The following is a 24,980-nucleotide window of genomic DNA, read 5'->3' as shown; positions in this document are numbered from 1 at the left end:
CAAATCCTCCGTAGACGGCACAGCCATGCCTGCATCATTCATGACTCTAGTTCCATAGAACGCAAACTTTGAACCGAGCGGGACTAGTCTCCGAGTTGATTGAACATCGAGGTTGGATCCGCCGCAATTGGCGGTGCACCGAAGGTCAGCTTGATCGCCTCCCCGATCAGCAGCGGCGGTGCCATTTGCTTGGCGATTTCCACGATCTTCGCCTTCATCTCCTTGACGGTGTCCGGCTTCTTATCGGCCAGGTTAGTAGTTTCGGACTTGTCGGCGGCGAGGTCGAACAGTTCGACGCGCTCCAACACGCCGGCCGACCATACAAGCTTGATATCGCCTTCGCGGATTGCGCCGCCGGTCGGGTCGACATTGTAGACCATCTCACTGCGGGGCGAAGGCTTGCCTTCGCTGATCGTTCCCCAGACATCCATGCCGTCGAGCGGCTTGTTCTTGGTTGGCTTCGCCCCGGCAAGCCCGGCAAGAGTCGGATAGATATCCGTGACATGTATCAGGCCATTCACGTCGCCGGCCTTTACCTTGCCCGGCCAGTTCGCCAGGGCGCACACGCGGGTGCCGCCCTCATAGAGCGTTCCCTTGCCACTGCGGTACGGCCCATTGTCGGCCGGAAGGCTGTTGCCGACCTTCGATTCGCCTGCAAACATAGCGTCCCGCACGCCTCCATTGTCGCTCTGGAAGACGATGATTGTATTGTCTCGCATCTTCTTCTTCTCGAGCGCGGCAACAACACGTCCGATTTCGTCGTCCAGGACGGAAACCATGGCCGAGTAAAGCCGGCGCTGCTCATCAGCCACGTGAGCGTATTTCTTGACATATTCGTCGGGCGCCTGGAACGGCGAATGCGGGGCGGTGAATGCCAGGTACAAGAACAGCGGCGCATTGCCGTCATGTCTTTCGATTACCTTGGCGGCTTCCTTGCCGAACAAGGTATTGTCGAAACCCGGCTCTTTCAGCTGCTTGTTGTCTCGATACCAGTCCATCACGCCATGGGACGCGTGTTTGAAATGATCGATTTCACCGACCAGGGCTCCGTGGAACGAATCGAAGCCACGCTGACGCGGCCAATACTCAGTCTTTGCATGACCCAGATGCCATTTGCCCACCATCGCGGTCTTGTATCCCGCATCCTTGAGCATCTGAGGCAGGAGATACTCATCGGTGGAAAGGCCGTAGCTGCCACCCGATGGAATAACGCCCGTCTGCAGCCCGTAGCGCAACGGATAGCGTCCCGTCATTAGCGCCGCGCGGGTGGGCGTGCACATCGGCTGAGCATAAAATTGTTCCAGGCGCGCGCCTTCGGCGGCGAGCTTGTCGATGTTTGGCGTCTTGATGTCCGAGCCGTGGAAGCCCACGTCCTTCCAGCCCTGGTCGTCTGAGATGATGTAGATGATGTTGGGTCGTGCCGTCTGGGCCGCCGCCTGGTCGACGCCGGCGAGACCAGCGAGTGCGCCCGAAAAGCCCACCGGCGCGGCAAGCCGCGCTGCGACAGCCGCCGTACCGGCCATCAATGCATCACGCCTCGTCATTTTGGCGCTGATACCGGCCTCGGCCGGCAATTCCTGATCGTTGTTCATTAGCCCTCCTTGATTTGTCGGCGCTAGCCTGTATTCGGCGTGGGCCGACTGAAAATGTGGCGCGCCCTTCTTCCGATCAGTGCCCCGCCACGCAAAGCGGCATGGCAACCGTTAGGAAGACTGAGTCGCCTTCCAGACGATTTTTGGCATCGAACTCGTGGTAATATTTGATCCGAGTCGAGACTGGCAGCTTGCCAACCTGAAAGTTATAGCCCGCGGTGGCTCCGATCGCCGCCACTTCGCCTTGAAACCCGCCAAGCACTGGGGGAACTCCAGACCCGCTATCGTCGGTCAGCTGGTTGTAATAATAGCCAACCAAACCCACGTCGAATGCCTTGTTGAAATGCTGGTCGATCGTTCCCTCGAAGTGGAAGTCCGTGCCGTTCTTGTAATGGGTCGCCGTATCCTCGCCGTTGAAAGTGATGCCGGTTGCCGCCGAGAGTTCAAGGCCTGTAGCGGAGTTCAGCCACGTGCCCGATGCGTAAATGTCGGCGGCCCAGTGGTTGAACGACAGATTGGCGATGTCGCCCTCGTGGTAATCACCCACCGGGACGTTCACGCTCACTCCGGTCTGCCAGTGAAAATCGCCACTGTGCCAGCCGACAAAGCTTCCAAGCACGGGATCGCCCAGGGTCGTGATGCTGTCTGACACCGACAACGGGCTCGGGAAAATTCTGCCCGTTATATCGGGTCCGCCGATCGGCACGGTCGCAGTGAATGCCAGATTGCCGCCCATGACCTGCCATGGAGAAACCCAAAGGGCGGTCGAAAGATTGATAAGGGCCTTTGCATGGACGTCCGCAACGAGCTTTCCGCCGAGGTCGAGATCGACGCTTGCATTGCCGGAATAGATATAAAAATCGTTCTGGAAATAGACGCCTGGTGGCGGGGTGAAACCCGCCATGGGGCCGCGCGAACCGAGGAGATAGAAGCTCGCGCCACCTTCCGCCGCCTGGACGCTCGGAACCATCACCAGGTTGGCGAGCGCAGTCATGGCGACGCCCAGCAAACCCTTGATGCCGCACCTCATCGTAGCCTCGGCGAAGGTGCTGGATGCCCCGAGCACACTTGTCCGGAATACGTCTTGTCTATTCATAGTCCCCCGCCAGCCGTGAGTCGGCCAATGTTGCGCCAATTGATTTCGCGCACTTTCTTCATAGGTTAGTCTAATCTAACTGGCCTGCTATCCACTTTGCGCAAAGGAGCCATGTTTTGACAAAATGGCCGTTTGCCCGGACGAGCTGTTGGTCCGGGAGAGGATTTCCGTTGCCGCTGCCTGGCTTGGAGTCGGTCTCGACGAGGAGCGAAACCGAGAAGGCGAGGAGGTGGTCAACAATGCGGCTTCCCGCGTCGATGTCCCTGTCTTTCCGGCGGATGAAAAACGCGGAGTGGCCGCGGAGATGCTCGTCTTTCGATCTGCCGCGTCCACAACGGCTCGCGAAGGACCCTGTTAGCTAAGCCGCTGATCGCGCCCCCAACTCCCGCCGAACCAGAACAAGCGTCGCATCGTCGGGATCGGTCGTGACGGTGAAACCCATGTCGCGCTCGACCTCGATCGCGGCACGGTTTTCACGGCTCTCGATCGACTCGATGGCCTTTAGGCCGAGTTCTTCCGCTAGCTCGCAATATAGGCGAGCAGCTCCCAACCGACGCCCAGATGGCGATCCGCGCGAATGCAGATCGCGACCTCGCCGTTTCGATCGGCTGGATCGCTTGCTAGCATCGCGACCGCGATCAGCATTCCGTCGTCCGAGAAGGCAAAAAAATGGATATGGGCGTCGTCGGAACGCGTCATCGCCACCAGCCGCTCGTGTGAGTCGAGAAAGCGAAATCGCAGATCGTCCGGCGTCACATGGACGAAGAACTCCGCCAGAGTTGGTTCGTCTTCGGGCCGTGCAAGGCGTACTTCGAAGTGGAATTCGCTACGTGTGGTAAATGCGCTGTCCGCGGTCATGTGAGGACGTCTAATCCTGGGTTGTTCTGAATGGCCGGATGCGGCGGACCTAAAGGGATATGGCTTTCCTTGGGCATCTCCGTGCCACGGTTAGACGATGTCTGGTCATTCGCTCATGCAGTGGAGCGCGTCGTGCTTGACGATCTCGATGCTGCGCAGGTTGAGAAGGCGGATGACGCCCTTGTCCTTCAACCGGGTGAAGACCCGTGACACGGTCTCGATGGTGAGGCCGAGATAGTCACCGATGTCCATACGCGACATTGGCAGTTCCACCTGCCGCAAGCCGCCCTGGCGCTCCGCCATGTCGACCAGGAAGGCAGCCACGCGTTCGATGGCGTTCTGGCGACCGAGAACCAGCAGGTGTTCCTGAGCTCGGGTCAACCCCTTGAGCGCCAAGGGCAGCAGCTGGCGCGATATATCCGCGCCGGCAGTGAGCCGCAAAACGCGGATAGCGGTCGCGTTGATAGCCTCTGCGAAGAAATGATGCGTCGCGTCCGCCTCAAAGCCGAATGTCTCTCCGGCGAGGTGAAAGGCGCTGATCTGCCGGCGACCGTCGGCAAGCAGACGGTAGATGCGCACGGCGCCGAACTCGACTTGATAGAAGGCTCCAGCCTTTTCGCCCTGGGCGTAGATTTCCGTGCCAGCAGGAAAAAAGCTGACCGGCTGCAGCGGCGCCGGGTCGAACGCGTCCGGCAGGGTTGGTTGCACAGAATGGGACGGCAGTGAGATTCTGGAGCTCGTGTAGGCGTGCATGGCTGTTTTCCCGGTTGATCCGTGACACAGCAATCGCGCGAATCCGTGGCTCGCGAAATTCGGTTATGTCCCTACGGGGAACTACTTAGGACCAGTCTGCGGCGGGCGGACGTCCGGTTGAAAAACATCGATATCACGGGTGAAACGGCGCGCCGGCTTCGAACCACGTCCCGCGCTCACCTTTAACAATTTTGACGGCGTCATCCATCTTGCCGATTGCGGCAGGCTTGCCGGTTGCTTCAGCGAACTCGATTGCAGCACGGACCTTCGGCCCCATGGAGCCCGCTGGAAAATTCCTCTCGGATATTTCCATGGGAGTCACTCGCCGGAGCGCGCGAGCTGCAGCTGATCCATAATTGACATAGACGGCGTCGACGTCAGTCAGCATCAACAGCATGTCGGCCTTCAATTGACGCCCAAGAAGCGAGCTTGCCAGATCCTTGTCGATAACGGCCTCGACGCCGCAAAGACTGCCATCTTCCCGGGCTATCACCGGAACCCCGCCGCCGCCGGCACAGATGACGATCACGCCGCGCTCGACCAGGAACGAGATTACAGACGCTTCCAGGATCACCAACGGCTTGGGCGAAGGCACGACGCGCCGCCACTTGTCGCCATCGGGCGCTATCTGCCAGTCGCGCTCGCCGGCAAGCCTGCGCGCTGTTGCTTCATCGTAGATCGAGCCGACGGGCTTTGTCGGGTGCGCGAACGCCGGATCGTGCGGATCGACCTTCACCTGTGTCAGCAGGGTCGCAAAAAGCCTCTCTTTGAGCAGGTTGCCGACTTCCTGCTCAATGACGTAACCGATCATGCCTGCGCTCTCGGCGCCAAGCACGTCGAGTGGAAAGGTCCCCCCCTCCGCAGTTGCCGCTGCCTGCAGGGCCAAAAGTCCCACCTGCGGACCGTTTCCGTGCGTGACTACGATCGAGTGCCCTTCGCCGACCAGATTCGCCAACACAGCCGCGGCGCGCACGATGTTGGCGCGCTGGTTCTCCGCCGTCATCGGTTCGCCACGGCGTAGCAGTGCGTTTCCGCCCAACGCGACGACGATAAGCATCTCAGTTGCCGATCGTGGCGACGAGCAGGGCCTTGATCGTGTGCATCCGGTTTTCAGCCTGGTCGAAGACGATCGAGGCCGCCGACTCAAACACTTCGTCGGTGACCTCCATGCAGTCAATGCCGTGTTCCTTCGCAACGAAGGCGCCGATCTCGGTCTCTGTGTCGTGGAACGCCGGCAGGCAATGCATAAATTTGACGTGGGGGTTACCGGCTGCGGCTATCACGTCGCCGGTGACCCGATATGGCGTCAAAAGGCGAATGCGCTCGGCCCAGCCCGATTTGTCCTCGCCCATCGACATCCAGACGTCGGTGTAGATGAAATCAGCATCCTGGACGCAGCTCGTCACCTCCTCGTCGAGCCGGAAGCGGCCGCCGCTGCGTTCCGCCAGGTCCCTGAGATGAGCGCAGAACTCCTCGTCCGGCCAGAGTTCCTTTGGCGAGGCGATGCGCATGTCGATGCCGACCTTGGCTGCTCCAAGTGCCAGGGACAGCGCGACATTGTCCCGGCCCTCACCGACGAAGGTGACGATCATGTCCGAAAGATGCTTGTGCGTGAATTCCCGCATGGTCATGAAATCGGCGAGGATCTGTGTCGGGTGCGCCTCGTCGGTAAGGCCGTTGTAGACCGGCACGCCGGCATATGTAGCCAGCACTTCGGCCTGGTGCTGGCCAAAGCCGCGATACTCGATCGCGTCATACATGCGGCCGAGCACGCGGGCGGTGTCCTTCATGGATTCCTTATGGCCGATATGGCTGCCGCTAGGGCCGAAATAGGTGACGTGAGCGCCCTGGTCATAGGCCGCCACTTCGAACCCCGTGCGAGTGCGCGTCGAATCCTTTTCGAAGATCAGGGCGATGTTCTTTCTGACAAGGCGCGGAATTTCGTGACCGGCGAGCTTGGCCGCCTTGAGGTCGGCTGCCAGCCTGAGAAGAAAGCGGATTTCGTCGGCCGTTAGATCGTCCAGCGAGAGGACGGAGCGGCCATGAAGATTGATCGACATGGAGATTTCCTTTCGGGTCAGATCGGGTCGCGGACAATCGGACAGGTCATGCAGTGCCCGCCACCGCGTCCGCGGCTGAGTTCGGCGCCCTCGACGGTGATCACTTCAATGCCGGCGCGGCGCAGCAGCGTGTTGGTGTAGACGTTGCGGTCGTAGCCGATGACCACGCCGGGCTCGACCGCAACAACATTGTTGCCATCATCCCATTGCTCGCGCTCGGCCTCGTAGCGGTCGCCGCCAGTGGCGATGATCCGCAGCGACTTCAATCCGAGGGCTTCGGCGACCACCGTCGTGAACGGCTTTGTCTCATCGGTGACCTCGACCGCTGCCTCTCCATCGCCCGGCCGCAGCGAGAAGGTGCGCAGCCGCTCAACCACCGGCGGGTACATGGTCACCAGATCGCGATCACAGAAGGTGAAGACGGTATCGAGATGCATGAAACTGCGGTCGCGGGGCATCAGGGCCGCAATCACACGCGTGGCCTCACCAGCCGTGAACAGGCTGCGCGCAAGGTCGCCAACGGCTTGCGGCGTGGTGCGTTCTCCCATGCCGATGAGAACCGTTCCGCCGCCAATCGGCATGACATCGCCGCCTTCCAGGCTGGTGCCCGTTCCCGAGCCCGGCGACACGAAAGGGACGCCGCTGTCGCGAAAGCGGGGATGGAAGCGGTATACAGCTTCGACGTTGGCGGCTTCCGGGCGTCTGGCGGGCCAATACATCGAATTGACGGACACCGACCCGTAGATCCAGCAGGAACTGTCGCGGGTGAACAACTGGTTCGGCAGCGGCGGCAACACGAAATCCTGGGGGACGAGCGTCCTTCCCGTCAGGCCTTTGGGTGCGAAAGGAAGCTCGGCGCGGGCAATGCCCCCGACAAGGTAAGACGACAATTGCTCTGACGGCATCTCGTTGAGCCATCCGCGCAGCTCGTCGACCATGTCGAGCCCGACGACGCCGGGATGAACCCGGCGATCGAGAAGCCAGTCGCGGGCCTTGGCCAGGCTCATTGTCTGAGCCAGGAGCTCCCCGAACGAATGCACAAACACGCCGCATTCGCGCAGCGCATCGACGAAGACATCGTGTTCCTGGCGAGCCCGCTTGACCCACAGCACGTCGTCGAAGAGCAGCGCCTTGCAGTTTTCCGGTGTCAGCCTGCGTAGGCTGAGGTCCGGACGGTGGACCATCACCTCGCGCAGGCGGCCGACCTCGGAATGCACACCCAGGCTTGTCATCGCGTCAAATCCTCTCACAGCGGGCTGACGGCGCCGGTCCACATCTCGTAGACGGCGAGGATGGCGACAGCGATGAGGGCTGCGGCAACTGCCGCTTCGGCAGGATGGAACACACGCTGATCAGTTTCGCGGCGCGCCCAGATGTAGAAGATAATACCGGGTGCATAGAGGATCGCGCACATGAACAGGTACGCCGGCCCCGCCGCATAGACGAGCCACACCCCGTAGACGGTTGCCAGCAACCCCGCAAAAAGCGGGCCGGCTCGCGGCTCGCCACTCTCGTAGCTCTCTCCCGTCAACGCGAGCTTGGCCCCATAAGCCCCGGAAAAGATGTAAGGAACCAGGATTGCGGCCGACGCGATGTAGAACAGCGCCTGGTAGGTGCTTTGGGCGAAAAGCGTGATTACCAGAAACGCCTGGACCAGCAGGTTGGTAATCAAAAGCGAAGTCGACGGCACGCCACGCTCGTTTTCCCGGCCGAAGAATTTCGGCATCGTTCCGTCCTTGGCAGCGACATGTGGAATTTCTGCTGCAAGCAGCGTCCAGCTCAGGAAGGCGCCGACCACGGACACGACAAGCGCGATGTTGATGAGGATGGCGCCCCAGGGGCCGACAACCGCCTCAAGCACACCCGCCATCGAGGGGTTCTTCAGCGCGGCGAGTTCGGGCTGGTTGAGGATGCCGAGCGACAGCAGGGACACCAGGGCGTAGAGCGCAAGGCAGGTGAAGAAGCCGAGAACTGTCGCGGTGGCGATGTCCTTGCGGCGCTCGGCACGACCGGAAAATACGCTGGCGCCTTCGATACCGATGAACACCCACAGGGTGACAAGCATTGTACTTTTCACCTGTGCGGTGATCGAGCCGAGACTGGCATTGCCCAAGCCGTTGATGTCGAGCGACCAGACCTGCAATTTGAAGGCGACGGCAATAACCCCGACGAACAGGACAATCGGTGCGATCTTTGCCACCGTGACGATGAGGTTCACAACGGCGGCTTGCCGGATGCCGGCGAGGACGAGGACGTGGATCAGCCACAGCAGTATCGATGCGCCGAGCACCGCCTGCCAGGTGTTTCCATCGCCGAAGGCCGGAAAGAAATAGGAGAGGGCGCTGAACACGATCACCGCGTAAGAGACGTTGCCGACCCAGGCGCTGATCCAGTAGCCCCAAGCGCTGTTGAAGCCGATGAAGGGACCGAAGCCAGCCTTGGCGTAGGCGTAGGGCCCGGCATCGAGCTCGGGTTTGCGGGTCGCAAGCGATTGATAGACAAAGACCAGTGCCAGCATGCCGACCGCGGTGATCGCCCAGCCGATCAGGATGGCGAGGGGACCGGCACCAGCCGCCATATTCTGCGGCAGGCTGAACACGCCGGAGCCGACCATCGAGCCGATGACCAATGCGGTCAGGGACCCCAGTCGAAGTTTCGTTGGCGCCGCAGTCGCCACTTTCGGAACAGGGATGTTGAAATCAGCCGTAGTCATGATGCTCTCCCAAATTTGAAGGCTCTGATGGGAGGCAATGAACAGGAAGACGGCGCTGTCAGCTTTGATGCCGGTCAAATCAGAAAAGTGGGTTCCCGGTTCACGGGTCTTCAAGTTAAGGAGACTCGCTCACCCAAATCGGATGTGTCCGATCCATTCACCCCACTCGCATCGTCAGGCGAAGACAAGGCGGCGACAAGGGCGAGGTGTCGGAGCTCGATCCCGGCAAATCAGGCACATTAATCGTCGATCTGAAGCCTGTGAAATACCTGCTTATCTGCAACGTGCCAGGCCACTATGGCGCCGGCATGTCACCCGAATTCACCGTCGAGCCATAAGCCCTGAAGCCTCAAACGCATGGGGGTGCCTCCCGCCTTCCGGCTCGTCACGCTAAAGCCCTCGTGACGGGCCAAGGGCTGCATATTTGGCCATCCAGATGGACCTAGTTAAATTCGTTTCGGTTGCGCTGGGCTTGTACATATATTGCCCACTTCGACCCGTGCAGTCCTTCGGCCTCACTTTCGCAAGCCCATTTTTTTAGGCAGCATCTGCCGAAGTACATCATCCTTGCGAACGAAATGATGCAAAAGGGCGGCGGCCGCGTGCAGTCCTGCAACGATAAGTATCAGATTGGCGCAGAGGCTATGCAATTCTCTGATGAATCCAGCCGTGGCTCGATCCGGTGGATATGGGGACGGGATGGTGAACAGACCGAAGAAACTTAAGGAGTCGCCCCTGTACCAAGTCAAGAGGACGCCGAGAACCGGGATGGTCACTAGCAGTGCGTAAAGCAGAAGATGGGTGGCCTTGGCCGCCCACCGCTCGATCTGTTTCATTTCCATGAGCGGATCCGACGCGTCCATGGGCAGCTCCGGCGCGCCCCGTACCAAGCGCAGGCATATGCGCACGACGACAAGCGCAAAAAGAAGCAGGCCAAACGAAATGTGAAACCACCAGACGAGATTGCGGACGGGATCGCCCCGAGAAAAAATGTCTGCGACATAGGTCAGCCCATAGAGTCCGATGACCAGCACGAACACTGACCAATGGATGGCCTTCTGGGAGCTTGAATAAGTGGGGTTCATCCGACAATCCCGTTTGGAGGTAACTCTGATCAGCCATGATCTTGTCAAAGCCGTGTTCCGAATGAGGGCATCGCCGCGCCCGACTCAAGTTCTTCTCCAGCCGCCCATCTGGCCTGGTGTTCATGCCGGAATCCAAGGCAATAGATTGGACAGATAAGCAGCTTGGGTACACGCCCATGGCAAGCCCAAGAAGAGGGCAAGGCCCGCAATTGAAGCCATCTTTCAACTCTCGATGCCCTGCGAACCTTGTAGCCACATCACTCCATTTGCGGGTTAGGCGATGTCGGCGGGCTCGGCTTTGCGTTTTCGCCCTGTGATCATGGCTCGGACCAGGTTTTCGCGATGGCGTAAGCTTGCCAGCACAACGCCGCCAATGTGGAGGAAGACGAGTAGCAGCAGGCCGTGCGCAGCCAGGCTGTGCGCCGCTTCGACCCACGCCACGCCGAAATAAGTGTCCGTCGTCATCAGCCAGCCGGTCAGCGCGGTTGAACCCATCGCCGCAATCAGCACGATCACCATCGCGCCACCAGCCGGATTGTGGCCGATGTAGCGGGCTTCGCGACTGCTCAGTATTGCCGAGAGATAGCGCAGCACCGTCGCCGGATCCCGCACGAATTGTGAGAACCGCGCATAGCGCGTGCCCAGAACGCCCCACACGAGCCGCATCGCGACCAGCCCGGCAGCGGCGTATCCAGCCCAGTGATGGATATTCTCCGAGGAATGAGAGGTGAGCCAGGCCGCGACGAAGCTGAGCACCAGTGTCCAGTGGAAACTTCGCACGACCCGATCCCAGACGCGCACCATCTCCGGAGATGGCTGCGCGTCCGCGGCTGCCGAAGCGCTCAGATCAATTTTCGCCGGCTTCGGCATTGTCGAGCTTTTCAAGGGTCTCGGCATTGTAGGCTAGGTTCACCTTCTTGCCGGCCTTGTCCACCGCGTAGACTTCGTAGCAGCCCTTCTCCACTTTGATCTGGCGGACGGTGAGGCCTTCGCCGATCAATTGCGTCTCGAGCGTTGCTTTCGGCTTGAACTGTGATTTCGGGGCGGTGCTGCAACTGCCGCCGGCGGCGAGTGCTGGCCCTGCAATCAAGCCCGCGAGGGCGGCTAGAACAAGTGTGCGGTACATGATGGCTCCATTTTGAAGAATGGGCGCGGATGTTGCGCCTGTGGGTGGGATTTCGATCGCTTCAGTCAGACGGCGACATGACCGTCATTGGTGCGGCATAACCAATTCAACCTGACAATTGGCTGACAGCTGCACGGGCGTCGCCGATCGGGTTCGCGCCGGCCGGTTTGATCTGGCGCAAGGACAGTGGGGGATGTTCATGAACGGGATGATGGCTTGGATATGGAGCGCTCTGCTGCCATCCTGAAGGGAGATCGCCATGAAGGGCATATCAAGAAAGGCAGCACTTGGACTCGCTGCCGCATTGTTCATTGCCGGCAGCGCCGCTGCCGTCCGGGCCGCGACGCTTGTCCAGATTTCGATGTGGGACAAGGGCGCGAGTTCGGAGATGCCGATGGGGCTCGCCTATGCAACACAAGGACTAGATATCGCCAAAGCGACTATGGGCATCAAGGCTTTGCCAGGTGCGGTGAAGGCCGGAGAGGTCACATTCAATGTGAAAAATAACTCCAAAGACACCGTTCACGAAATGATCGTGATGTACCTTGCTGATCCCGGCAAGCCGCTCCCTTACCTTGAGGCCGAGAACCGGGTCGACGAAGACAAGGCCGGCGATAAGGGTGAGGTTTCGGAGCTCGATCCTGGCAAATCAGGCACATTGACTGTCGATCTGAAGGCTGGAAAGTACCTGCTTATCTGCAACGTGCCAGGTCACTACGGGGCCGGCATGTGGGCCGAATTTACCGTCGATCCATAGCCCTAAAGCAGGCAGCCTCTTGGCCGGAACCTGCGACCGTTGCAGTTTCGAAGCTCGCCTGGGTTGCCGTCTTGCCGGTTTGGGCGCCGCATAAGGCCTGGTGGCTCTGGCTTTGTTTGCGGCGCCGGCAAAGGATGGCTTTGAATCGCTGTCCCGGTTTCTGCAGGCTAAAGCCCTCGCTCACCGAGCTTGCGCATTTGTCCGATCCATTTCGCGCGTGTCGGATCGCTGGCGCCCGCGACCATCCCGAACAGGGTCTCCCGCACCGGTCTAATACCGACAAAGTGCAGGATGCTTCGCCGCAACCCGGCGACGCCGTGGCTGAGAAACCAAAGCCGGTAAAGAACCGAAGGCATGCCCATCGTCACCACGACACGAGCGGAACGACCACCAAGCAACGTCCTGGTAAAGCCACCGCCGTTGTCTGGGTAGGCGAAAGCCGTTCCCGGCCGCATCACCTGCTCCAGAAACGCCTTGAGCATTGCTGGCATTGTTCCCAGCCACAGCGGAAAGACAAAGACGACATGCTCCGCCCAGACGATCGCTTGAGCGGCCTCCTTGAGGCTGTCGGGCAGAGCACCGTGCTCAAACTCCTGCATCGTGCGCAGCATCGGAAAATCGAGCGCTGCCAGATCGACTCGGCGGACGACATGTCCCGACTGTTCCGCGCCCTCGCCATAGGCTTTCGCAAGACCACGGCAGAGCCGGCCAGGGGACGGGTCGGGATGACCGACAACGATGAGGATGCGTCGTGACATGGGGTGCCCCGGGGAAGCCTGGCGTCGCAGCGTTAGGGGCGCTCGACCCTTGCTACCCGATAGGTGTGCATGGCGCCATTGCGCTCGATCGACAGATATTCACCGGTCTCGAACCGTTCGTCGCCGAGATGAAAGCCTATCTCGTCGTCGCGATCGCCTTCGGCGTAGTCGAAATACCACTGCCCGCCAGGCTTGCGTCTCAGCCTGCCGATCAAATCTTCCTCGCCAATGCGAAATCGGCGAACACGGCAGGAGGCCTTGTGCGATTTCCACTCTTCCGCATCAATCCGGCCTTCGCCAGTCAATGGAGCAAGCACGTCGTAGCCCTCCTCGCGTTCGCCTTCCGGATGGCCTTTCTCGGGGGCAAGCAGCAGCCGAATATGTCGGAATTTCGGGGTGAGGTCCTTCAGACTGGTCATGGCGAGCTCCTTTCAAGGAGTTCTAGAGCGGTCGCAGGGCCTGGCCCTTGATCCGCATCAAAGCAGGTTCAAGAACCGCGTTTCAATCAAGGGCTAAGCCACAGCATCGCGCAGGTGCCCGCAGTCGCGGCGGCCAGGGTTGCGCCGGCCAGCGGCAACCAGAATCGGAACGGACCAGTGGAGATTGCGAGCAGCAGGCGACCGATTGCGTTTGCCGCCAGCGCTCCCAGCACTGCCTGCCCGATAGTCTCGACGGGGACCGACTGCTTGACCAGCCGCAAGGCACTGAGCACCGAGACATCGACATCGAACGTGCCGACCAGCGCCGAGGTTACCTGCACGCCACGGCCGCCGAATTGAGCTGCCAATCCAGCGCTCGCGGTTGCGACACTCGCAAAGAGCAGGGCGAAGAGCAGCAAGGGGCCCAGTTCGAATGGATTGCGCGCGATGGCGCTACTTTCGCCACCCCCGCTGTCGCGGGCCAGCAGCAACGCTCCGCAGGAAGCGAAGGCGAGCGCAGCGGCAATCGCCGGTATGCCGACCGAAGCGAACACGCCTGGCTCCACGATCAAGACCACGGCGCAGACCCGAAGCAACGAAACCATTGCACCCAGCGATGCCGCCCCGGCGAGTGGCAGTGGATTGGTTGCCAAGGCGGCGTCGCGGGCAAGCGCCAAGGTCACGGCGGTGGAAGAGACGACCGCACCAGCGAGCGAACTGACCAGCAGACCACGCGTATTTCCCAGGATGCGAACTGCTACATAGCCGGCGAACGATATCGAGGCCATCAGCACCGTTAGGAACCAGATTTCCCAGGGATTGAAACCGCCCCACGGGTCCATCGTCCGGTTTGGCAGCAACGGCAAGACGATTGCCGTCATCACCGCCAGGATCAGCGCCGAACGGAGTTCGATCCAGGTCAGTCGCTTCAAAAGACCGTGCAGGACCTCTCGGCTGGCCAGGATCGCCGCCAAAGCCGCCCCACCGGCAGCGGCCGCGCGATAATCTCCGGCGACGGAAAGCGCGCCAAGCGCGAAAACGCCAAGGCCAGCGATCACGCTCGTGACGCTGAAATCCTCATCATGGGCAGCCTCACGCGCCTTGTACCAGGCGAAAATTGCCGCAAAGGCAATGAACCCGCCCACCAGCACGGATACCGCGCCGAACGCGTTGGCCAGGGCGGCGAGAACGCCGCCGAGTAGGCCGGATATGCCGAATGTCCGAATGCCAGCCGTGCGGCTGCGATCGGGGGCATCCCTTTCTTGCCAGCCACGCTCCAACCCGACGAGCAGACCTATTGCCAGGGCGAGCCCAAGCCGGGCGATGAGCGGATCCATTGACGCGGCGACTTCAGGCGGCGACCGTCGGCAGGCGGTCGCGAACCCACCTGACGATCTGGCCGGCCGTCATTGCGCCTGATGTGCGCGCGACTTCGCGCCCGCCATGAAAGAGGATCATGGTCGGGATGCCGCGAATGCCGAGCCTGGCCGCAACAGCCTGCTCATTGTCGGAATTGAGTTTGATCAGGCGGACATGCGGTTCCAGGTCAATTGCTGCCGCTTCGTAAGCCGGCGCCATCATCTTGCAGGGGCCACACCAGGGTGCCCAGATGTCGACGACAACGGGCAGGCTGCTGCGCGCGATCTGATTATCGAAGATCCCGGCATCGACATCTTCGGGATGCCCCGAAAACAGCCTGTTCCCGCACTTTCCGCATTTCGCCTCCGTGGCATTGCGACCCGGCGGCAGGCGGTTGACCCCACCACATATACTGCAAACCACCAGATTCTGCTGTGCCATGGTCCTTTACCGATTGTGCTCTCAACCACTATGCGCGCCGCAGATGGCCATCGCCAAGGGTGCGCAACGCGTTCAGGATAACCGCCACGTCGATCCCTTCCTGAAGCAGCGCTCCGGCAACCGGGGTGATGTGCCCCATCGCAGCCGCGATCATTGCCAGCCCCGACAGTGCCAGCCCGGCGATGATGCTTTGCAAGGCGATCGATCGCGTACGCCGTGCAATCCGAACTGCATCGGCGACGGGCTGCAGCCTGTCGGTCAGCACAATGACGTCCGCTGCCTCGGAGGAGGCGGTCGCACCACGTGCGCCCATGGCAATACCGACCGTTGCGGCCGCCAGGGCAGGGGCATCGTTGATACCGTCGCCGACCATCATCGTCGGCACCGAAGCTTTCTCGGATGCGACCGTCGCGACTTTTTCGGCAGCGGTCGCTTCGGCGACAATGGCGTCAAGGTCGAGCCGGGCGGCGATGCGCTTGGCTGCTACGCCGTCGTCGCCCGTGAGCATGATCATGCGCGCAATGCCGGCGGAGCGCAGCTTGCCGAGTGCATCATGCGCATCAACACGCAGGGCGTCCCCGAACGTGAAAACACCGGCAAGCCGTCGGCCGAGCGCTACAAAGACCCTGAGCACCGGCTCGTCCCGATATTTTTCCTCGCCGATTTTCGCCCAGCCGGGCAGCGGCTTGTTGGCGAGCACGAGAGCCCGTGATCCCGCCGCGATCGACATGCTGTCGACCTGGCCCTTCAGGCCCGCACCCCGATGCTCGCGGACATCACGCGGATGCGAAAGCATCAGCTGTCTGCCGCGCGCCGCCCGGATAATCGAGTCGGCGAGCACATGGTGCGAGGCTTGTTCCAGGGATGCCAACAGCTGCAGCATTTGGTTCGCGTCACGGCCAGGTGCGGTCTCGATTTCGATGAGCTCGGCGCCGCCGATGGTCAAGGTTCCCGTCTTGTCGAAGATCGCGGTTCGGACCTGCGCAAGCGCCTCCAGAGCTGCGCTGCCTTTCATCAGGATGCCGGCACGAGCGGCGCGGGACACGCCGCCGATAAAGGCAACGGGTGCCGCGAGGATGAGCGGGCAAGGTGTCGCGACCACCAGCACGGCCAGCGCGCGGATTGGATCGCCGGAGATGTACCAGGCGGCACCGGAAACCAGCAAAGTGGCTGGCAGCAGGAACAGGGCGAAGCGGTCGGCCATGCGGATGAATGGGGATTTCGCCGTCTGCGCTGCAGCCACCATGCGTACGATCGCGGCATACGTGCTCTGCTCTGCCAAGGCACAAGCCTGCATGCTGAAGGTCTCCCCCGCATTGATGGTGCCGCTGAGCAGCATATCGCCCGCTGTCCGCCGTTCCGGCAGCGGTTCTCCACTCACCGCGGACTCGTCGAGGGAGGCCGAAGCATCGAGCAGGATGCCGTCGACGGGAAGCAGTTCGCCGGCCCGAACCAAAAGCTGATCGCCGACAACAACGTCTTCGACGGAGATCGTCTCTGTGCCCAGCGTTGACGTCCGATGGGCGACACGCGGCGACCGGTCCGACAATGCCTTGAGGTTTCGTTCCGCGCGGCCGCGGGCAAAATCCTCAAGCACCGTGCCGCCGGCATACATGATTGCGACCACCACGGCCGCCAGGGGTTGACCGAGCAGCAGCGCGGCGGACATCGACACCAAGGCAATCGCATCGACACCGAAGCGGCCTATCCAGAAATCACGCAGAATGGAGATGGCGAGAGCCGCCACCACGGGCAAGGTCGCCACCGTCCAGATCGTGTCGGCTTCAAGGGGGCCGACCCCGGTTCGCCAGGCTCCGATTCCAACACCGAGACCCAGGATGGCAATGACCAGCAATGCGCGCCGCAGAGCCGACTCGTTCATGCAATGTCCCACAACCCTGATGGCCCTGGCGCTAGAGTTCGCGGACCATCTCCTCGAGCAGGCGCCGCACATCGTTCGCGACCTGCGCAAGCTCACGATTGCCGATAGCGCCCATTGAAGCGACCGGATCCACCGCTGCGACCTCTACCTTTCCTGGTCCAACCTCCGTGACAATGACGTTGCAAGGCAGCATGGTTCCGATCTTGTCTTCGGCCTGAAGCGCCCGCCATGCGAAATGCGGATTGCACGCGCCCAGAATAACATAGGGCCTGAACTCTGCACCAAGCTTCGCCTTCATGGTCTGCTGGACGTCGATCGAGGTCAGAACGCCAAACCCCTTGCTTGCGAGCTTGTCGGTCACGTGGTCGATTGCCGCCGTGAACGGCATGGCGACGATCTTGCTGAAATAGTAACTCATCTAACTCTCCAATCGTTGATCGCAACCGCTCGTCGCCACTTTGCGAGCGGCCGCCTCGAACTTTGCCCAACAGCTAGTCGCGATGACCTGAGAGCGCTTTGATCCATCGCAACGAACGGGCAAGATGGATTGGCGATGATCGCCAGGAACAGGAGACCTAAGGGGTGACGATTCGGAATCTCGAACATGCGTTCGCCCCGAAGTCGGTTGCCGTGTTCGGGGCATCGGTGCGCGACGGCTCTGTCGGACGTGTCGTCTTCGACAACATCGTCAATAGCGGCTTCGAAGGAGAGATCTGGCCGGTCAACCCGAAATATTCGCAGGTGGCTGGTAGACGCTGCTACGCGAAGGCGGCCGACCTGCCAGTGATTCCCGACCTCGGTGTCATCGTCACGCCACCGAACACGGTTCCCGGCATCGTGCGCGAGCTCGCTGACAAGGGGACGCGGGCAGCGGTCGTGATCACCGCCGGGCTGACACGCGAAAACGGCCTGCGCCCAGGCGGTGCTCGACGCCGCCAAGCCAACCCTTTTGCGGATCATCGGGCCGAATACGGTCGGACTGATGATCCCGCCCATCAAACTCAATGCCGGATTTGCGCATATGGCCGCCAAGCCTGGCAATATCGCGCTGCTGTCGCAATCCGGCGCCATTGCCACGTCGCTGATCGATTGGGCGGCCGACAACAATGTCGGCTTCTCGCAGATCGTCTCCTTAGGCGACATGGCGGATGTCGATGTGGGAGATTGTCTCGACATGCTGGCGGGGGATGCGCACACGCGCGCCATCTTGATGTACCTCGAAACAATTCCCAATCCGCGCAAGTTCATGTCGGCTGCCCGTGCGGCGGCACGCATCAAGCCGGTGATCGCGATCAAGGCGGGCCGGAACAAGCAATCGGCCAAAGCGGCCACGACCCACACCGGCGCGCTATCGGGCGCCGATCGCGTCGTCGATGCGGCATTGCTGCGCGCAGGCATCCTGCGGGTCAAAGGCCTGGCCGAGCTGTTTGATGCCGCTGAAACGATAGCCCGCTTTGCGCCACTCAAACAGACCCGCGTCGGCATCGTAACCAATGGCGGCGGGGCGGGGGTATTGGTCATCGATCAACTCATCGACTGCAAAGGGGAGTTGGCCGCGCTTTCGCCTGCCACCATCGAACGCCTGAACGCGGTGTTGCCGCCGACATGGTCTCACGGCAATCCGGTCGACATCATCGGTGACGCTCCGCCGGAGCGCTACGAGGCTGCAGTCGAAGCAGTGGCGGCCGATCCCGGAACGGACGTCGTCCTGGTGATGAATTGTCCAACGGGGCTGAGCTCGCCGCTTGCCGCGGCAAGCGCGGTGGCGGACCTAGCAAGGGAAGGGACGATCGCCGGCAAACCGGTCCTGACCTGCTGGCTCGGTGAACACATGGCGCGCGCCGGGCGGCAAATCCTCCAGGATGCCGGCATCGCCAGTTTCGAGACGCCCGCTGATGCTGCAACGGCAGTTTCATACCTGAGTGAATGGTCCCGAGCCCAGCAGGCCTTGATGCGCACCCCGTCGAGTCGCGGCGAGGACATCGCGAGCAACCGGGAATCCGTGCTTGCGATATTCAGGCAGGTCGCCAAGGAAGGCCGCCGAATGCTTACCGAGCCCGAAGCCAAGGCCGCAATTTCCGCCTACGGCGTCCCGGTACCCGAGACGATCGTGGCCAGATCTCCTGCCGAAGTGGAGGTGGCGGCCGGCCAGCTCCTCAAGACTTCTGAACATATAGTCGTCAAGCTGCTGTCCAAGGCGATCTTGCACAAGTCGGACATTGGCGGGGTGGTGCTCAATCTTGCCGCTGCCGCTGCAGCCGGGGAGGCCGCACGTTCAATAGAGGCGCGTGTCCGCAGGCACGCACCGCAAGCCAATGTTGAAGGCTACGCCGTTCAGCCGATGGTGGTGCGAAAACAGGCGCACGAACTCATCCTCGGCATGAACCGGGATCCGATCTTCGGGCCGGCCATCCTGTTTGGAGCCGGCGGCGTTGCGGTCGAGGTGATGGATGATACGGCGATCGCGCTGCCACCGCTCGACGACGTTCTTGCCGGTGACCTGATCGGGCAAACGCGGATCGGCCGCCTGCTCGCCGGGTTCCGCGATCGCAGGCCGGCAAATCGGCAGGCGATCATTGCAGCGCTCAACGGCTTGTCGCAGATGACCGTCGACTTTCCGTGCCTCGTTTCATTGGATATCAATCCGCTGCTGGCCGACGCCGAAGGCGTGATTGCGCTTGACGCCCGGATCGAGATCGAGCCGGAACGTGTCGAAGAGCCGGGGCCGAACCCCGCGTTGACGATCAGGCCTTATCCGTCGGGTTGGGAAAAGACGTTTTCGGCGGGCGGCACGCACTATTCCATCCGGCCGATCAAGCCAGCGGACATCGCGCTCTATCCCGAATTCCTCGCCAGGATTTCACCCGACGATATTCGCCTGCGTTTTCTGTCGCCGCGCAAAAGCTTCTCCGACCAGATGTTAAAGCGGCTTACCCAGCTCGACTACGACCGCAACATGGCCTTCGTCGCTATGGAGACAAGCACCGGATTGCTGGCGGGTATCAGCCGCGTGTCTTGCGATCCGGACCACGCTGTCGCCGAATACGCATTGCTGGTGCGCACGGATCTGCAGGGTCATGGCCTGGGCTGGGAATTGCTCAGGCAACTCGTAGTCTACGCGAAGGCCGATGGGATTGGTCGAATCGAAGGGATAATGCTCAGCGAGAATACGACGATGCTGGCCATGTGCCGCGAGTTCGGCTTCTCGATAAGGCGTCATCCGAGTGAACCCGGCCTTGTCGAGGCAACGCTCGAACTGCGATAAGGCCGATCATCCTGCCGGACCCGTCAGGAGGCTGTGCGCAAGGCCTTGGAAGTATCGCGCTCGGAAAACCCCCTCAATTCCGTGACGATGTCGACGAGCTTTCGATCGGCGTTGATCCTGCGCCAGCTGGACTGGGTGGCGTTTCGCAGCAATTGCCGCGAGAGGATATCTATCGTGGCGTCCGAGGGACCGCCCTTGCGTTCACTGACCCGCTGCCAAAGGATGAGCGGATCCGCTTCCAGCCAGAAGCCGGAGAATGCGATACCTCGATGACGCGCTGCCTTTTCAATCCGCTCACGATCGGCCGGTCTGTCGAAAACCGCATCAGCGACAACCGAACCCCCCTCGGAGAGGATCAGGCCGGCGCGCCATGCCATTTCGTTGTAGACCCGTTCGGACACCTCAGGTCGATAGGCCTTGTCCGGCAGCCTGGTCTCGGCGGGCACGCCGTGCATCGCCTTGCGGATGCGGTCGCTTTCGACAATGCGTGCGCCGGGCGGCGCTCCAACATAGGCAGCGAGCGCCTCGGCAATGGTCGTCTTGCCGGAACCACTGAGGCCGCCGATGGCAACGAGCCGCGGTCCTGTCTCCTGGAGAAATGTCAGGGCCAGTTCGAAATAGGATCTCGCCTCGGCAATCAGCTTGTCGCTGTCGGCGCTGCCTTCCTCGACCTGCGTTGCGGTGACATGGGCGCGCACGGCAGCCCGCACGGCCATGAAAAAGGGCAGTAGGATGAAACCGTCTTCATCGTCGGCCTCGTCGAGATAGCGGTTCATCACGAGATTGGCGAGTTGGGGGAAGCCGCGATGCCAAAGGTCCATCAACAAGAAGGCAAGGTCGTACAGAACATCGATGCTGGCGATCTGGTCATTGAATTCGATGCAATCGAAGAGGCGAGGCTTACCATCGAAAAGGCAGATGTTGCGCAGGTGCAGATCGCCATGGCACCGGCGAATCTTGCCCGCGGCCTCCCGGCGGTCTAGCAATCCGGAATGCCGGGCAAGCGCGGTGCGGAAGGCCCCGGCAAATGTCTCAATCTCCTGTTTCGTGAAAACATGGCTGGTGCCAAAGCCAGCCTCGTTGATGTCGAGCACGCCCATCAAATTGAACGAGCCGGTGCCATTGTGGACCTCCGGCGCTGCGCGATGATATTGTACGATCATCCGTGCGACGGCGGTCATCAGCGCCGGCGTCAGTTCTCCCGCGGTTGCCATTCGATCGAGAAGCTTCGACTGGTCGAAGCGGATCATCTCGATCGCCGCGTCGATTATTTGGCCGGTACCGTCAAAAGCCATTTTGTCGTCGGCTTCCCGCGTGATGCGACGCACCCTCAGATAGAGGCCGGGAGCGGTTTTCGAGTTGAGTTCCACCTCTTTCTCGCAAGCGGCCAGCCTGAGGGCTGGCGTCGAGAAATCGACATAGGGCAGCTTGACCGCCCGCTTCATCTTGTAGGCGCGTTGGCCAACAAGGAAAATACGCGAAATGTGAGTCTCGATCGCCTCGACGGGCCCAATCGCGCCATGGGTAGCAGGATCAAGCAAAAACACGGCTGCGGCTTGCTGGTCATCGACGATCATGGCCGGCCTTCCCAGTGTGTCTTGGCAAATTCGTTTCCGCGATCTGCGCTCATTGCTGCAATGTCTGGACATAACCTGCCAACTCATGGATGCGTTCCCTGGTGACGATTTCGCCTGCGTTCGGGCCAAATTTCTTCACGTCGGAAGGCAGGAATCGGCTGCCCCACACTGGCATGTCGCGCTCGCCATGCGCCGGCACCATGGCGCGCCCGTCGATCACGGCATAAAGGCGCCAGTAAGGGAATTCTCCGCCATTGCGCCTGGAGAGGCGTGTCAGGTCGCTCGGCCGCTTCAACAGCTCGTCGCCCAACGGGCCATCGCCCTTGCCTTCGGGACCATGGCAGACGGCACATGAGTTCATGTATTCGGCCTTGCCGTCGCCGAGTTCCTGGGCGCCGGCCGTATTGAAGGCCAATGCTGCCAGAGCGCCTGTGATCAGGAATCTCATGTGTGTTTCCCCGATTGTTCGGCCGAAATCTAAAGCCTTGCTTTGGCAGTGCGTTGATGCGGATCAAATGCCGCTGCGGTCACGGTGTTTGATTCAGCGCAATGAAGGCATCGAGCGCCCTTGCTAGTCAGTGAAACCACGACTGACCCTTCAATCGAAATCAGGAGTTGCCGCCGTGACTTTCAGAACACTGCTTACGGTTACCGGGCCGAACCAGGGTGAAGGTGATCTAAAGCTAACCGCATCGCTGTGCGAACAGGTCGGCGCTCATCTCTCCGTGCTCGTTCTCGAGCTGGCCGCGCCGCCCTCTGGCGGTGAGTATGCGGCTGTCGTCTCACCGGCCTGGCTGGAGGAACGCCAGGCCGAACTGAAAAGGCTCAAGAAACGAATTTCCGACGTCGCTGGCTTTCTCTCCCAGACCGCCGTATCGGCCGATCTGAGCGACGACTATCCCGACATGGGATGGGCGGACGACGTCATCGGAAGGCGTGCCCGCTACGCCGATCTGGCCATTCTCGGACCGGATTTGCTGGCGAGCCATACGCTGAAGCATAAAGTTATCGAGGGCACGCTGTTTTCATCGGGAAAGCCGATCTTGCTCGTTCCCGAGGGTGCGCGGCCAACGCTGAAGCCGAAACGCATCCTCGTTGCTTGGGACGGCCGTCTCGAGTCATCGCGCGCCGTTCGTGAGTCGCTTGATATGCTGAAAGGCGCCGAAGATGTGCGCCTTGTCATCGTCGATCCAGTTGAAGATGAGTTCCATCATGGCGAGGAGCCAGGTGCAGATGCCGCGGCCTATCTCGCCCGGCACGCCGTGAAGGTTACGGTCGACCGGCTGCCGAGCGCGAACCATTCGGTTGCCGACGTCCTTCGCCAGCATGCCGGCGATGTTGCGGCCGAGCTGATGGTCATGGGCGCCTATGGCCATTCCCGGTTGCGCGAGCGCATTTTCGGCGGGGTCACCAAGTCGATGCTTGCGGGTCAATCGCTGCCGGTCTTGATGGCGCGATAGCAATTCAACGGGAGGAGAAAGGGCCGATGCGGATTGCGTCGGCCCTTTTTTCTCGCAAGACTTGATGTCGCGACTACTCGCTTGCTTCTCTTCCAGACACCTGCTCGATCAGGATCCGGAAGAAAACGTGCGGTGCACTGTCGGCTGTAGGAGGATCGACCGGTTTGAGTGCGCCAGGCTCCCACCAGTCGGAGTGCTTGCTCAAGACCGACCAAGCATGATCCCGCTCAAGCTTGTGGCCAATTCGATCCGGCAACTCTTCGTATCGGCCGTCGGCAACGACACTTTTCCATCCTCGCCCCTGGCCATGTTCATCGACCTGGACGGACACCAACGGATTGGCCCGCATCCATTCGATCTTTTTGCCCGGCATGGAAAACGCGTAAAGATGAGCGTCCGAATGGGCGTAGTAGAAGGGCACGACATAGGGTTGCCCATCCTTCGCGCATGCCAAGCGGCCCACGCGATTGGCCGTCAGCAATTTGGTACATTCCAAAGCAGAAAGCGTGCGGATTTGCATCAGTGCGATCTCCTGTTCTTCACGGCTTTTGAATCAGGCCGAAAACGTGCCGCTGGCCAGTTTTGTACAGCCGGCAGCCTCGTCCATAGCGTAGACAACGTCGTTGTCAGAGAGTCGTGGGAACCGCAGATAGTGATGGCTCAAGGCCCGGAACTGTCCTGGCTGACTAAGGCAGACCACACGGTCCGCTTCCTGCTCCAGCGCGGCGACCGTCTCTTGCGGTGAAACGGGAACTGCCACGACGATTTCCCTCGGTGATCGGCGCTTGAGGGCGCGGATCGCGATTTTCATGGTTGTACCGGTTGCGGCCCCGTCATCGACGATGATCGCGATCCTTCCCGCGATCGACATCGGTTTATTCTTACCTCGATAGGCAACGCGCCGGCGTTCGAGTTCAGGACGCTCATTTGCAATCAAGACACGTAAGGCGTCGTCGTTGAGGCCATAAGTCTCAACAATTTCACGGTTCAGCACGACCTCGCCAGGGTCGCCATCGACGATTGCGGCAACAGCCAACTCGGGATTGCCCGGGGCGCCGACCTTGCGGACGATGAGCAGGTCAAGAGGAGCGTTGAGGGCTTTGGCCACTTCCACTGCGACGGGCACGCCGCCACGTGGCAATGCCAGTACGACGGGCCGATGCAGTTGAAGCCTGCTCAATTCCAGGCCAAGCTTCACTCCAGCGTCTTCCCGGTCACTGAACATCGATCAATCCACCGGCCACAGTTTTCGCAGCGACTTCTTCATCGAGTTTCTCACCTGCACGATCTCGCCATGCGAAATGTGACGGTCGAGAAGCTTGAACACGGCGCTGATCGCGACATCGAAATCGATCTCCTCATCATAACCGAAACTGTTTCTGACGCTGACAATGAAGTCGCGCTTCGTGCGTTCACGCGCAGGCGCCGACGGATTCCAGCCTTCGAAATAGATGCCGCGGACCAAAACAGGCAGTTGCGCCGACAGATCGGCCATTTCCGCCGGCGACAGCCAATCCCGCACCGTGTGCAGGACGGATCTCAGGAGGCGGCACGCGCTCGGCTCGCTCCAGCAGAGATCCTTGGCGAGCTCCTTGACCCATTGTTGCGCCTGCTGGCCAGCGTGCGTGAAGTCAGCAAAGGACGTGTGGGTAATATGACCCATGGCGATGCTCCTCGAATATTTTAACCCATTCTCAGGCATCGAAAGGCTTTGAGCATTGAGCAGGATCAAATTGCCCATAGGCAAAGGAGATGAAGGCCGTCTGAGCAGGCGGCGGG

24 protein-coding genes and 1 pseudogene are annotated in these 24,980 nt (G+C 60.9%); 3 read left to right on the top strand and 22 right to left on the bottom strand.

The genetic code is table 11. From position 1 onward, the window contains the following. Positions 1-83: 83 nt before the first annotated feature. The 11 genes from FJ954_RS11090 to FJ954_RS11035 all read right to left on the bottom strand — a co-directional run bounded on the left by FJ954_RS11090 (position 84) and on the right by FJ954_RS11035 (position 11,283). A complete protein-coding gene (locus FJ954_RS11090) occupies positions 84-1,592 on the bottom strand; it encodes an arylsulfatase (protein ID WP_140661325.1) in 1,509 nt (502 codons plus the stop codon). A 76-nt stretch (positions 1,593-1,668) separates the two neighbouring features. Next, the gene (locus tag FJ954_RS11085) at positions 1,669-2,586 is read right to left on the bottom strand and encodes a transporter (RefSeq protein ID WP_246681051.1); all 918 of its coding nucleotides are present in this window, start codon (positions 2,584-2,586) and stop codon (positions 1,669-1,671) included. 621 nt (positions 2,587-3,207) lie between these two features. Continuing rightward, positions 3,208-3,546 carry a hypothetical protein gene (locus tag FJ954_RS11075; RefSeq protein ID WP_246677756.1) on the bottom strand — a complete coding sequence of 113 codons (339 nt, stop codon included), beginning with the start codon at positions 3,544-3,546 and terminating at the stop codon, positions 3,208-3,210. A gap of 105 nt (positions 3,547-3,651) precedes the next feature. Further along, on the bottom strand, positions 3,652-4,299 hold the full coding sequence (locus tag FJ954_RS11070; protein WP_140661324.1) for a helix-turn-helix domain-containing protein: 648 nt from the start codon (positions 4,297-4,299) through the stop codon (positions 3,652-3,654). Between the two features lie 133 nt (positions 4,300-4,432). Continuing rightward, positions 4,433-5,356, bottom strand: coding sequence for a carbamate kinase (arcC, locus tag FJ954_RS11065; protein ID WP_140661323.1), 924 nt, complete (start codon positions 5,354-5,356; stop codon positions 4,433-4,435). 1 nt (position 5,357) lies between these two features. After that, positions 5,358-6,359, bottom strand: a complete 1,002-nt coding sequence (gene argF, locus FJ954_RS11060; RefSeq protein ID WP_140619154.1) for an ornithine carbamoyltransferase — start codon at positions 6,357-6,359, stop codon at positions 5,358-5,360. A 17-nt stretch (positions 6,360-6,376) separates the two neighbouring features. Next, complete coding sequence (locus FJ954_RS11055; RefSeq protein WP_140661322.1) at positions 6,377-7,591, bottom strand: arginine deiminase; 1,215 nt, start codon at positions 7,589-7,591, stop codon at positions 6,377-6,379. A gap of 14 nt (positions 7,592-7,605) precedes the next feature. Then, complete coding sequence (gene arcD, locus FJ954_RS11050; RefSeq protein ID WP_140619158.1) at positions 7,606-9,072, bottom strand: arginine-ornithine antiporter; 1,467 nt, start codon at positions 9,070-9,072, stop codon at positions 7,606-7,608. Positions 9,073-9,587: 515 nt separating this feature from the next. Next, positions 9,588-10,157, bottom strand: a complete 570-nt coding sequence (locus FJ954_RS11045; protein ID WP_140661321.1) for a cytochrome b — start codon at positions 10,155-10,157, stop codon at positions 9,588-9,590. 273 nt (positions 10,158-10,430) lie between these two features. Next, on the bottom strand, positions 10,431-10,961 hold the full coding sequence (locus FJ954_RS11040; protein WP_140619305.1) for a cytochrome b/b6 domain-containing protein: 531 nt from the start codon (positions 10,959-10,961) through the stop codon (positions 10,431-10,433). 43 nt (positions 10,962-11,004) lie between these two features. Next, positions 11,005-11,283 carry a PepSY domain-containing protein gene (locus FJ954_RS11035; protein WP_127259068.1) on the bottom strand — a complete coding sequence of 93 codons (279 nt, stop codon included), beginning with the start codon at positions 11,281-11,283 and terminating at the stop codon, positions 11,005-11,007. 259 nt (positions 11,284-11,542) lie between these two features. Between FJ954_RS11035 and FJ954_RS11030 the strand changes: the two genes are divergently transcribed. After that, entirely contained in the window at positions 11,543-12,040 is a 498-nt protein-coding gene (locus tag FJ954_RS11030; RefSeq protein ID WP_140619161.1) for a sulfocyanin-like copper-binding protein, read from the top strand. 167 nt (positions 12,041-12,207) lie between these two features. On the opposite strand, the gene FJ954_RS11025 is transcribed toward FJ954_RS11030, so the two are convergent. From FJ954_RS11025 to FJ954_RS11000, 6 genes are all read right to left on the bottom strand, one after another. Then, complete coding sequence (locus tag FJ954_RS11025; RefSeq protein ID WP_140661320.1) at positions 12,208-12,798, bottom strand: NAD(P)H-dependent oxidoreductase; 591 nt, start codon at positions 12,796-12,798, stop codon at positions 12,208-12,210. 32 nt (positions 12,799-12,830) lie between these two features. Further along, positions 12,831-13,217, bottom strand: a complete 387-nt coding sequence (locus tag FJ954_RS11020; protein ID WP_140661319.1) for a hypothetical protein — start codon at positions 13,215-13,217, stop codon at positions 12,831-12,833. An 86-nt stretch (positions 13,218-13,303) separates the two neighbouring features. Then, a complete protein-coding gene (locus FJ954_RS11015) occupies positions 13,304-14,554 on the bottom strand; it encodes an MgtC/SapB family protein (RefSeq protein WP_140661318.1) in 1,251 nt (416 codons plus the stop codon). Positions 14,555-14,567: 13 nt separating this feature from the next. Next, positions 14,568-15,017: a thioredoxin TrxC gene (trxC, locus tag FJ954_RS11010; protein ID WP_140661317.1), complete on the bottom strand. Its 450-nt coding sequence runs from the start codon at positions 15,015-15,017 to the stop codon at positions 14,568-14,570. 28 nt (positions 15,018-15,045) lie between these two features. Beyond that, a complete protein-coding gene (locus FJ954_RS11005; protein ID WP_140661316.1) occupies positions 15,046-16,899 on the bottom strand; it encodes a heavy metal translocating P-type ATPase in 1,854 nt (617 codons plus the stop codon). Between the two features lie 31 nt (positions 16,900-16,930). Next, complete coding sequence (locus FJ954_RS11000; RefSeq protein WP_140661315.1) at positions 16,931-17,317, bottom strand: DUF302 domain-containing protein; 387 nt, start codon at positions 17,315-17,317, stop codon at positions 16,931-16,933. 164 nt (positions 17,318-17,481) lie between these two features. Between FJ954_RS11000 and FJ954_RS10995 the strand changes: the two are divergent. Next, positions 17,482-20,164, top strand: a pseudogene (locus FJ954_RS10995) (bifunctional acetate--CoA ligase family protein/GNAT family N-acetyltransferase). Positions 20,165-20,187: 23 nt separating this feature from the next. Here FJ954_RS10995 and FJ954_RS10990 read toward each other — a convergent pair. Together FJ954_RS10990 and FJ954_RS10985 are read right to left on the bottom strand one after the other, a co-directional pair. After that, positions 20,188-21,741: a bifunctional aminoglycoside phosphotransferase/ATP-binding protein gene (locus FJ954_RS10990; protein WP_140661314.1), complete on the bottom strand. Its 1,554-nt coding sequence runs from the start codon at positions 21,739-21,741 to the stop codon at positions 20,188-20,190. A 49-nt stretch (positions 21,742-21,790) separates the two neighbouring features. After that, positions 21,791-22,189 carry a c-type cytochrome gene (locus FJ954_RS10985; protein ID WP_140619176.1) on the bottom strand — a complete coding sequence of 133 codons (399 nt, stop codon included), beginning with the start codon at positions 22,187-22,189 and terminating at the stop codon, positions 21,791-21,793. Positions 22,190-22,364: 175 nt separating this feature from the next. Between FJ954_RS10985 and FJ954_RS10980 the strand changes: the two genes are divergently transcribed. Beyond that, on the top strand, positions 22,365-23,201 hold the full coding sequence (locus tag FJ954_RS10980; RefSeq protein ID WP_140619178.1) for a universal stress protein: 837 nt from the start codon (positions 22,365-22,367) through the stop codon (positions 23,199-23,201). Positions 23,202-23,274: 73 nt separating this feature from the next. On the opposite strand, the gene FJ954_RS10975 is transcribed toward FJ954_RS10980, so the two are convergent. From FJ954_RS10975 to FJ954_RS10965, 3 genes are read right to left on the bottom strand one after another with little or no spacing between them, the layout of a single operon-like run. Further along, the gene (locus FJ954_RS10975) at positions 23,275-23,721 is read right to left on the bottom strand and encodes a pyridoxamine 5'-phosphate oxidase family protein (protein ID WP_140661313.1); all 447 of its coding nucleotides are present in this window, start codon (positions 23,719-23,721) and stop codon (positions 23,275-23,277) included. Positions 23,722-23,754: 33 nt separating this feature from the next. After that, a complete protein-coding gene (locus tag FJ954_RS10970; protein ID WP_140661312.1) occupies positions 23,755-24,426 on the bottom strand; it encodes a phosphoribosyltransferase in 672 nt (223 codons plus the stop codon). 3 nt (positions 24,427-24,429) lie between these two features. Continuing rightward, on the bottom strand, positions 24,430-24,864 hold the full coding sequence (locus tag FJ954_RS10965; RefSeq protein WP_140661311.1) for a DUF2267 domain-containing protein: 435 nt from the start codon (positions 24,862-24,864) through the stop codon (positions 24,430-24,432). Between the last annotated feature and the right edge of the window lie 116 nt (positions 24,865-24,980).

Origin of the sequence: Mesorhizobium sp. B2-3-15 (genome assembly GCF_006442875.1) — a bacterium.
GTDB lineage: Bacteria > Pseudomonadota > Alphaproteobacteria > Rhizobiales > Rhizobiaceae > Mesorhizobium > Mesorhizobium australicum.
Note: the sequence above shows the minus strand (reverse complement) of the source record. Positions and strands in the feature narration are given on the sequence as shown.

Bases quoted from the DNA above. Each gene is read 5' to 3' on its own strand.
- FJ954_RS11090 (WP_140661325.1), bottom strand. From the start codon at position 1,592: ATGAACAACGATCAGGAATTGCCGGCCGAGGCCGGTATCAGCGCCAAA.
- FJ954_RS11085 (WP_246681051.1), bottom strand. From the start codon at position 2,586: ATGACTGCGCTCGCCAACCTGGTGATGGTTCCGAGCGTCCAGGCGGCG.
- FJ954_RS11075 (WP_246677756.1), bottom strand. From the start codon at position 3,546: ATGACCGCGGACAGCGCATTTACCACACGTAGCGAATTCCACTTCGAA.
- FJ954_RS11070 (WP_140661324.1), bottom strand. From the start codon at position 4,299: ATGCACGCCTACACGAGCTCCAGAATCTCACTGCCGTCCCATTCTGTG.
- arcC (WP_140661323.1), bottom strand. From the start codon at position 5,356: ATGCTTATCGTCGTCGCGTTGGGCGGAAACGCACTGCTACGCCGTGGC.
- argF (WP_140619154.1), bottom strand. From the start codon at position 6,359: ATGTCGATCAATCTTCATGGCCGCTCCGTCCTCTCGCTGGACGATCTA.
- FJ954_RS11055 (WP_140661322.1), bottom strand. From the start codon at position 7,591: ATGACAAGCCTGGGTGTGCATTCCGAGGTCGGCCGCCTGCGCGAGGTG.
- arcD (WP_140619158.1), bottom strand. From the start codon at position 9,072: ATGACTACGGCTGATTTCAACATCCCTGTTCCGAAAGTGGCGACTGCG.
- FJ954_RS11045 (WP_140661321.1), bottom strand. From the start codon at position 10,157: ATGAACCCCACTTATTCAAGCTCCCAGAAGGCCATCCATTGGTCAGTG.
- FJ954_RS11040 (WP_140619305.1), bottom strand. From the start codon at position 10,961: ATGGTGCGCGTCTGGGATCGGGTCGTGCGAAGTTTCCACTGGACACTG.
- FJ954_RS11035 (WP_127259068.1), bottom strand. From the start codon at position 11,283: ATGTACCGCACACTTGTTCTAGCCGCCCTCGCGGGCTTGATTGCAGGG.
- FJ954_RS11030 (WP_140619161.1), top strand. From the start codon at position 11,543: ATGAAGGGCATATCAAGAAAGGCAGCACTTGGACTCGCTGCCGCATTG.
- FJ954_RS11025 (WP_140661320.1), bottom strand. From the start codon at position 12,798: ATGTCACGACGCATCCTCATCGTTGTCGGTCATCCCGACCCGTCCCCT.
- FJ954_RS11020 (WP_140661319.1), bottom strand. From the start codon at position 13,217: ATGACCAGTCTGAAGGACCTCACCCCGAAATTCCGACATATTCGGCTG.
- FJ954_RS11015 (WP_140661318.1), bottom strand. From the start codon at position 14,554: ATGGATCCGCTCATCGCCCGGCTTGGGCTCGCCCTGGCAATAGGTCTG.
- trxC (WP_140661317.1), bottom strand. From the start codon at position 15,017: ATGGCACAGCAGAATCTGGTGGTTTGCAGTATATGTGGTGGGGTCAAC.
- FJ954_RS11005 (WP_140661316.1), bottom strand. From the start codon at position 16,899: ATGAACGAGTCGGCTCTGCGGCGCGCATTGCTGGTCATTGCCATCCTG.
- FJ954_RS11000 (WP_140661315.1), bottom strand. From the start codon at position 17,317: ATGAGTTACTATTTCAGCAAGATCGTCGCCATGCCGTTCACGGCGGCA.
- FJ954_RS10990 (WP_140661314.1), bottom strand. From the start codon at position 21,741: ATGATCGTCGATGACCAGCAAGCCGCAGCCGTGTTTTTGCTTGATCCT.
- FJ954_RS10985 (WP_140619176.1), bottom strand. From the start codon at position 22,189: ATGAGATTCCTGATCACAGGCGCTCTGGCAGCATTGGCCTTCAATACG.
- FJ954_RS10975 (WP_140661313.1), bottom strand. From the start codon at position 23,721: ATGCAAATCCGCACGCTTTCTGCTTTGGAATGTACCAAATTGCTGACG.
- FJ954_RS10970 (WP_140661312.1), bottom strand. From the start codon at position 24,426: ATGTTCAGTGACCGGGAAGACGCTGGAGTGAAGCTTGGCCTGGAATTG.
- FJ954_RS10965 (WP_140661311.1), bottom strand. From the start codon at position 24,864: ATGGGTCATATTACCCACACGTCCTTTGCTGACTTCACGCACGCTGGC.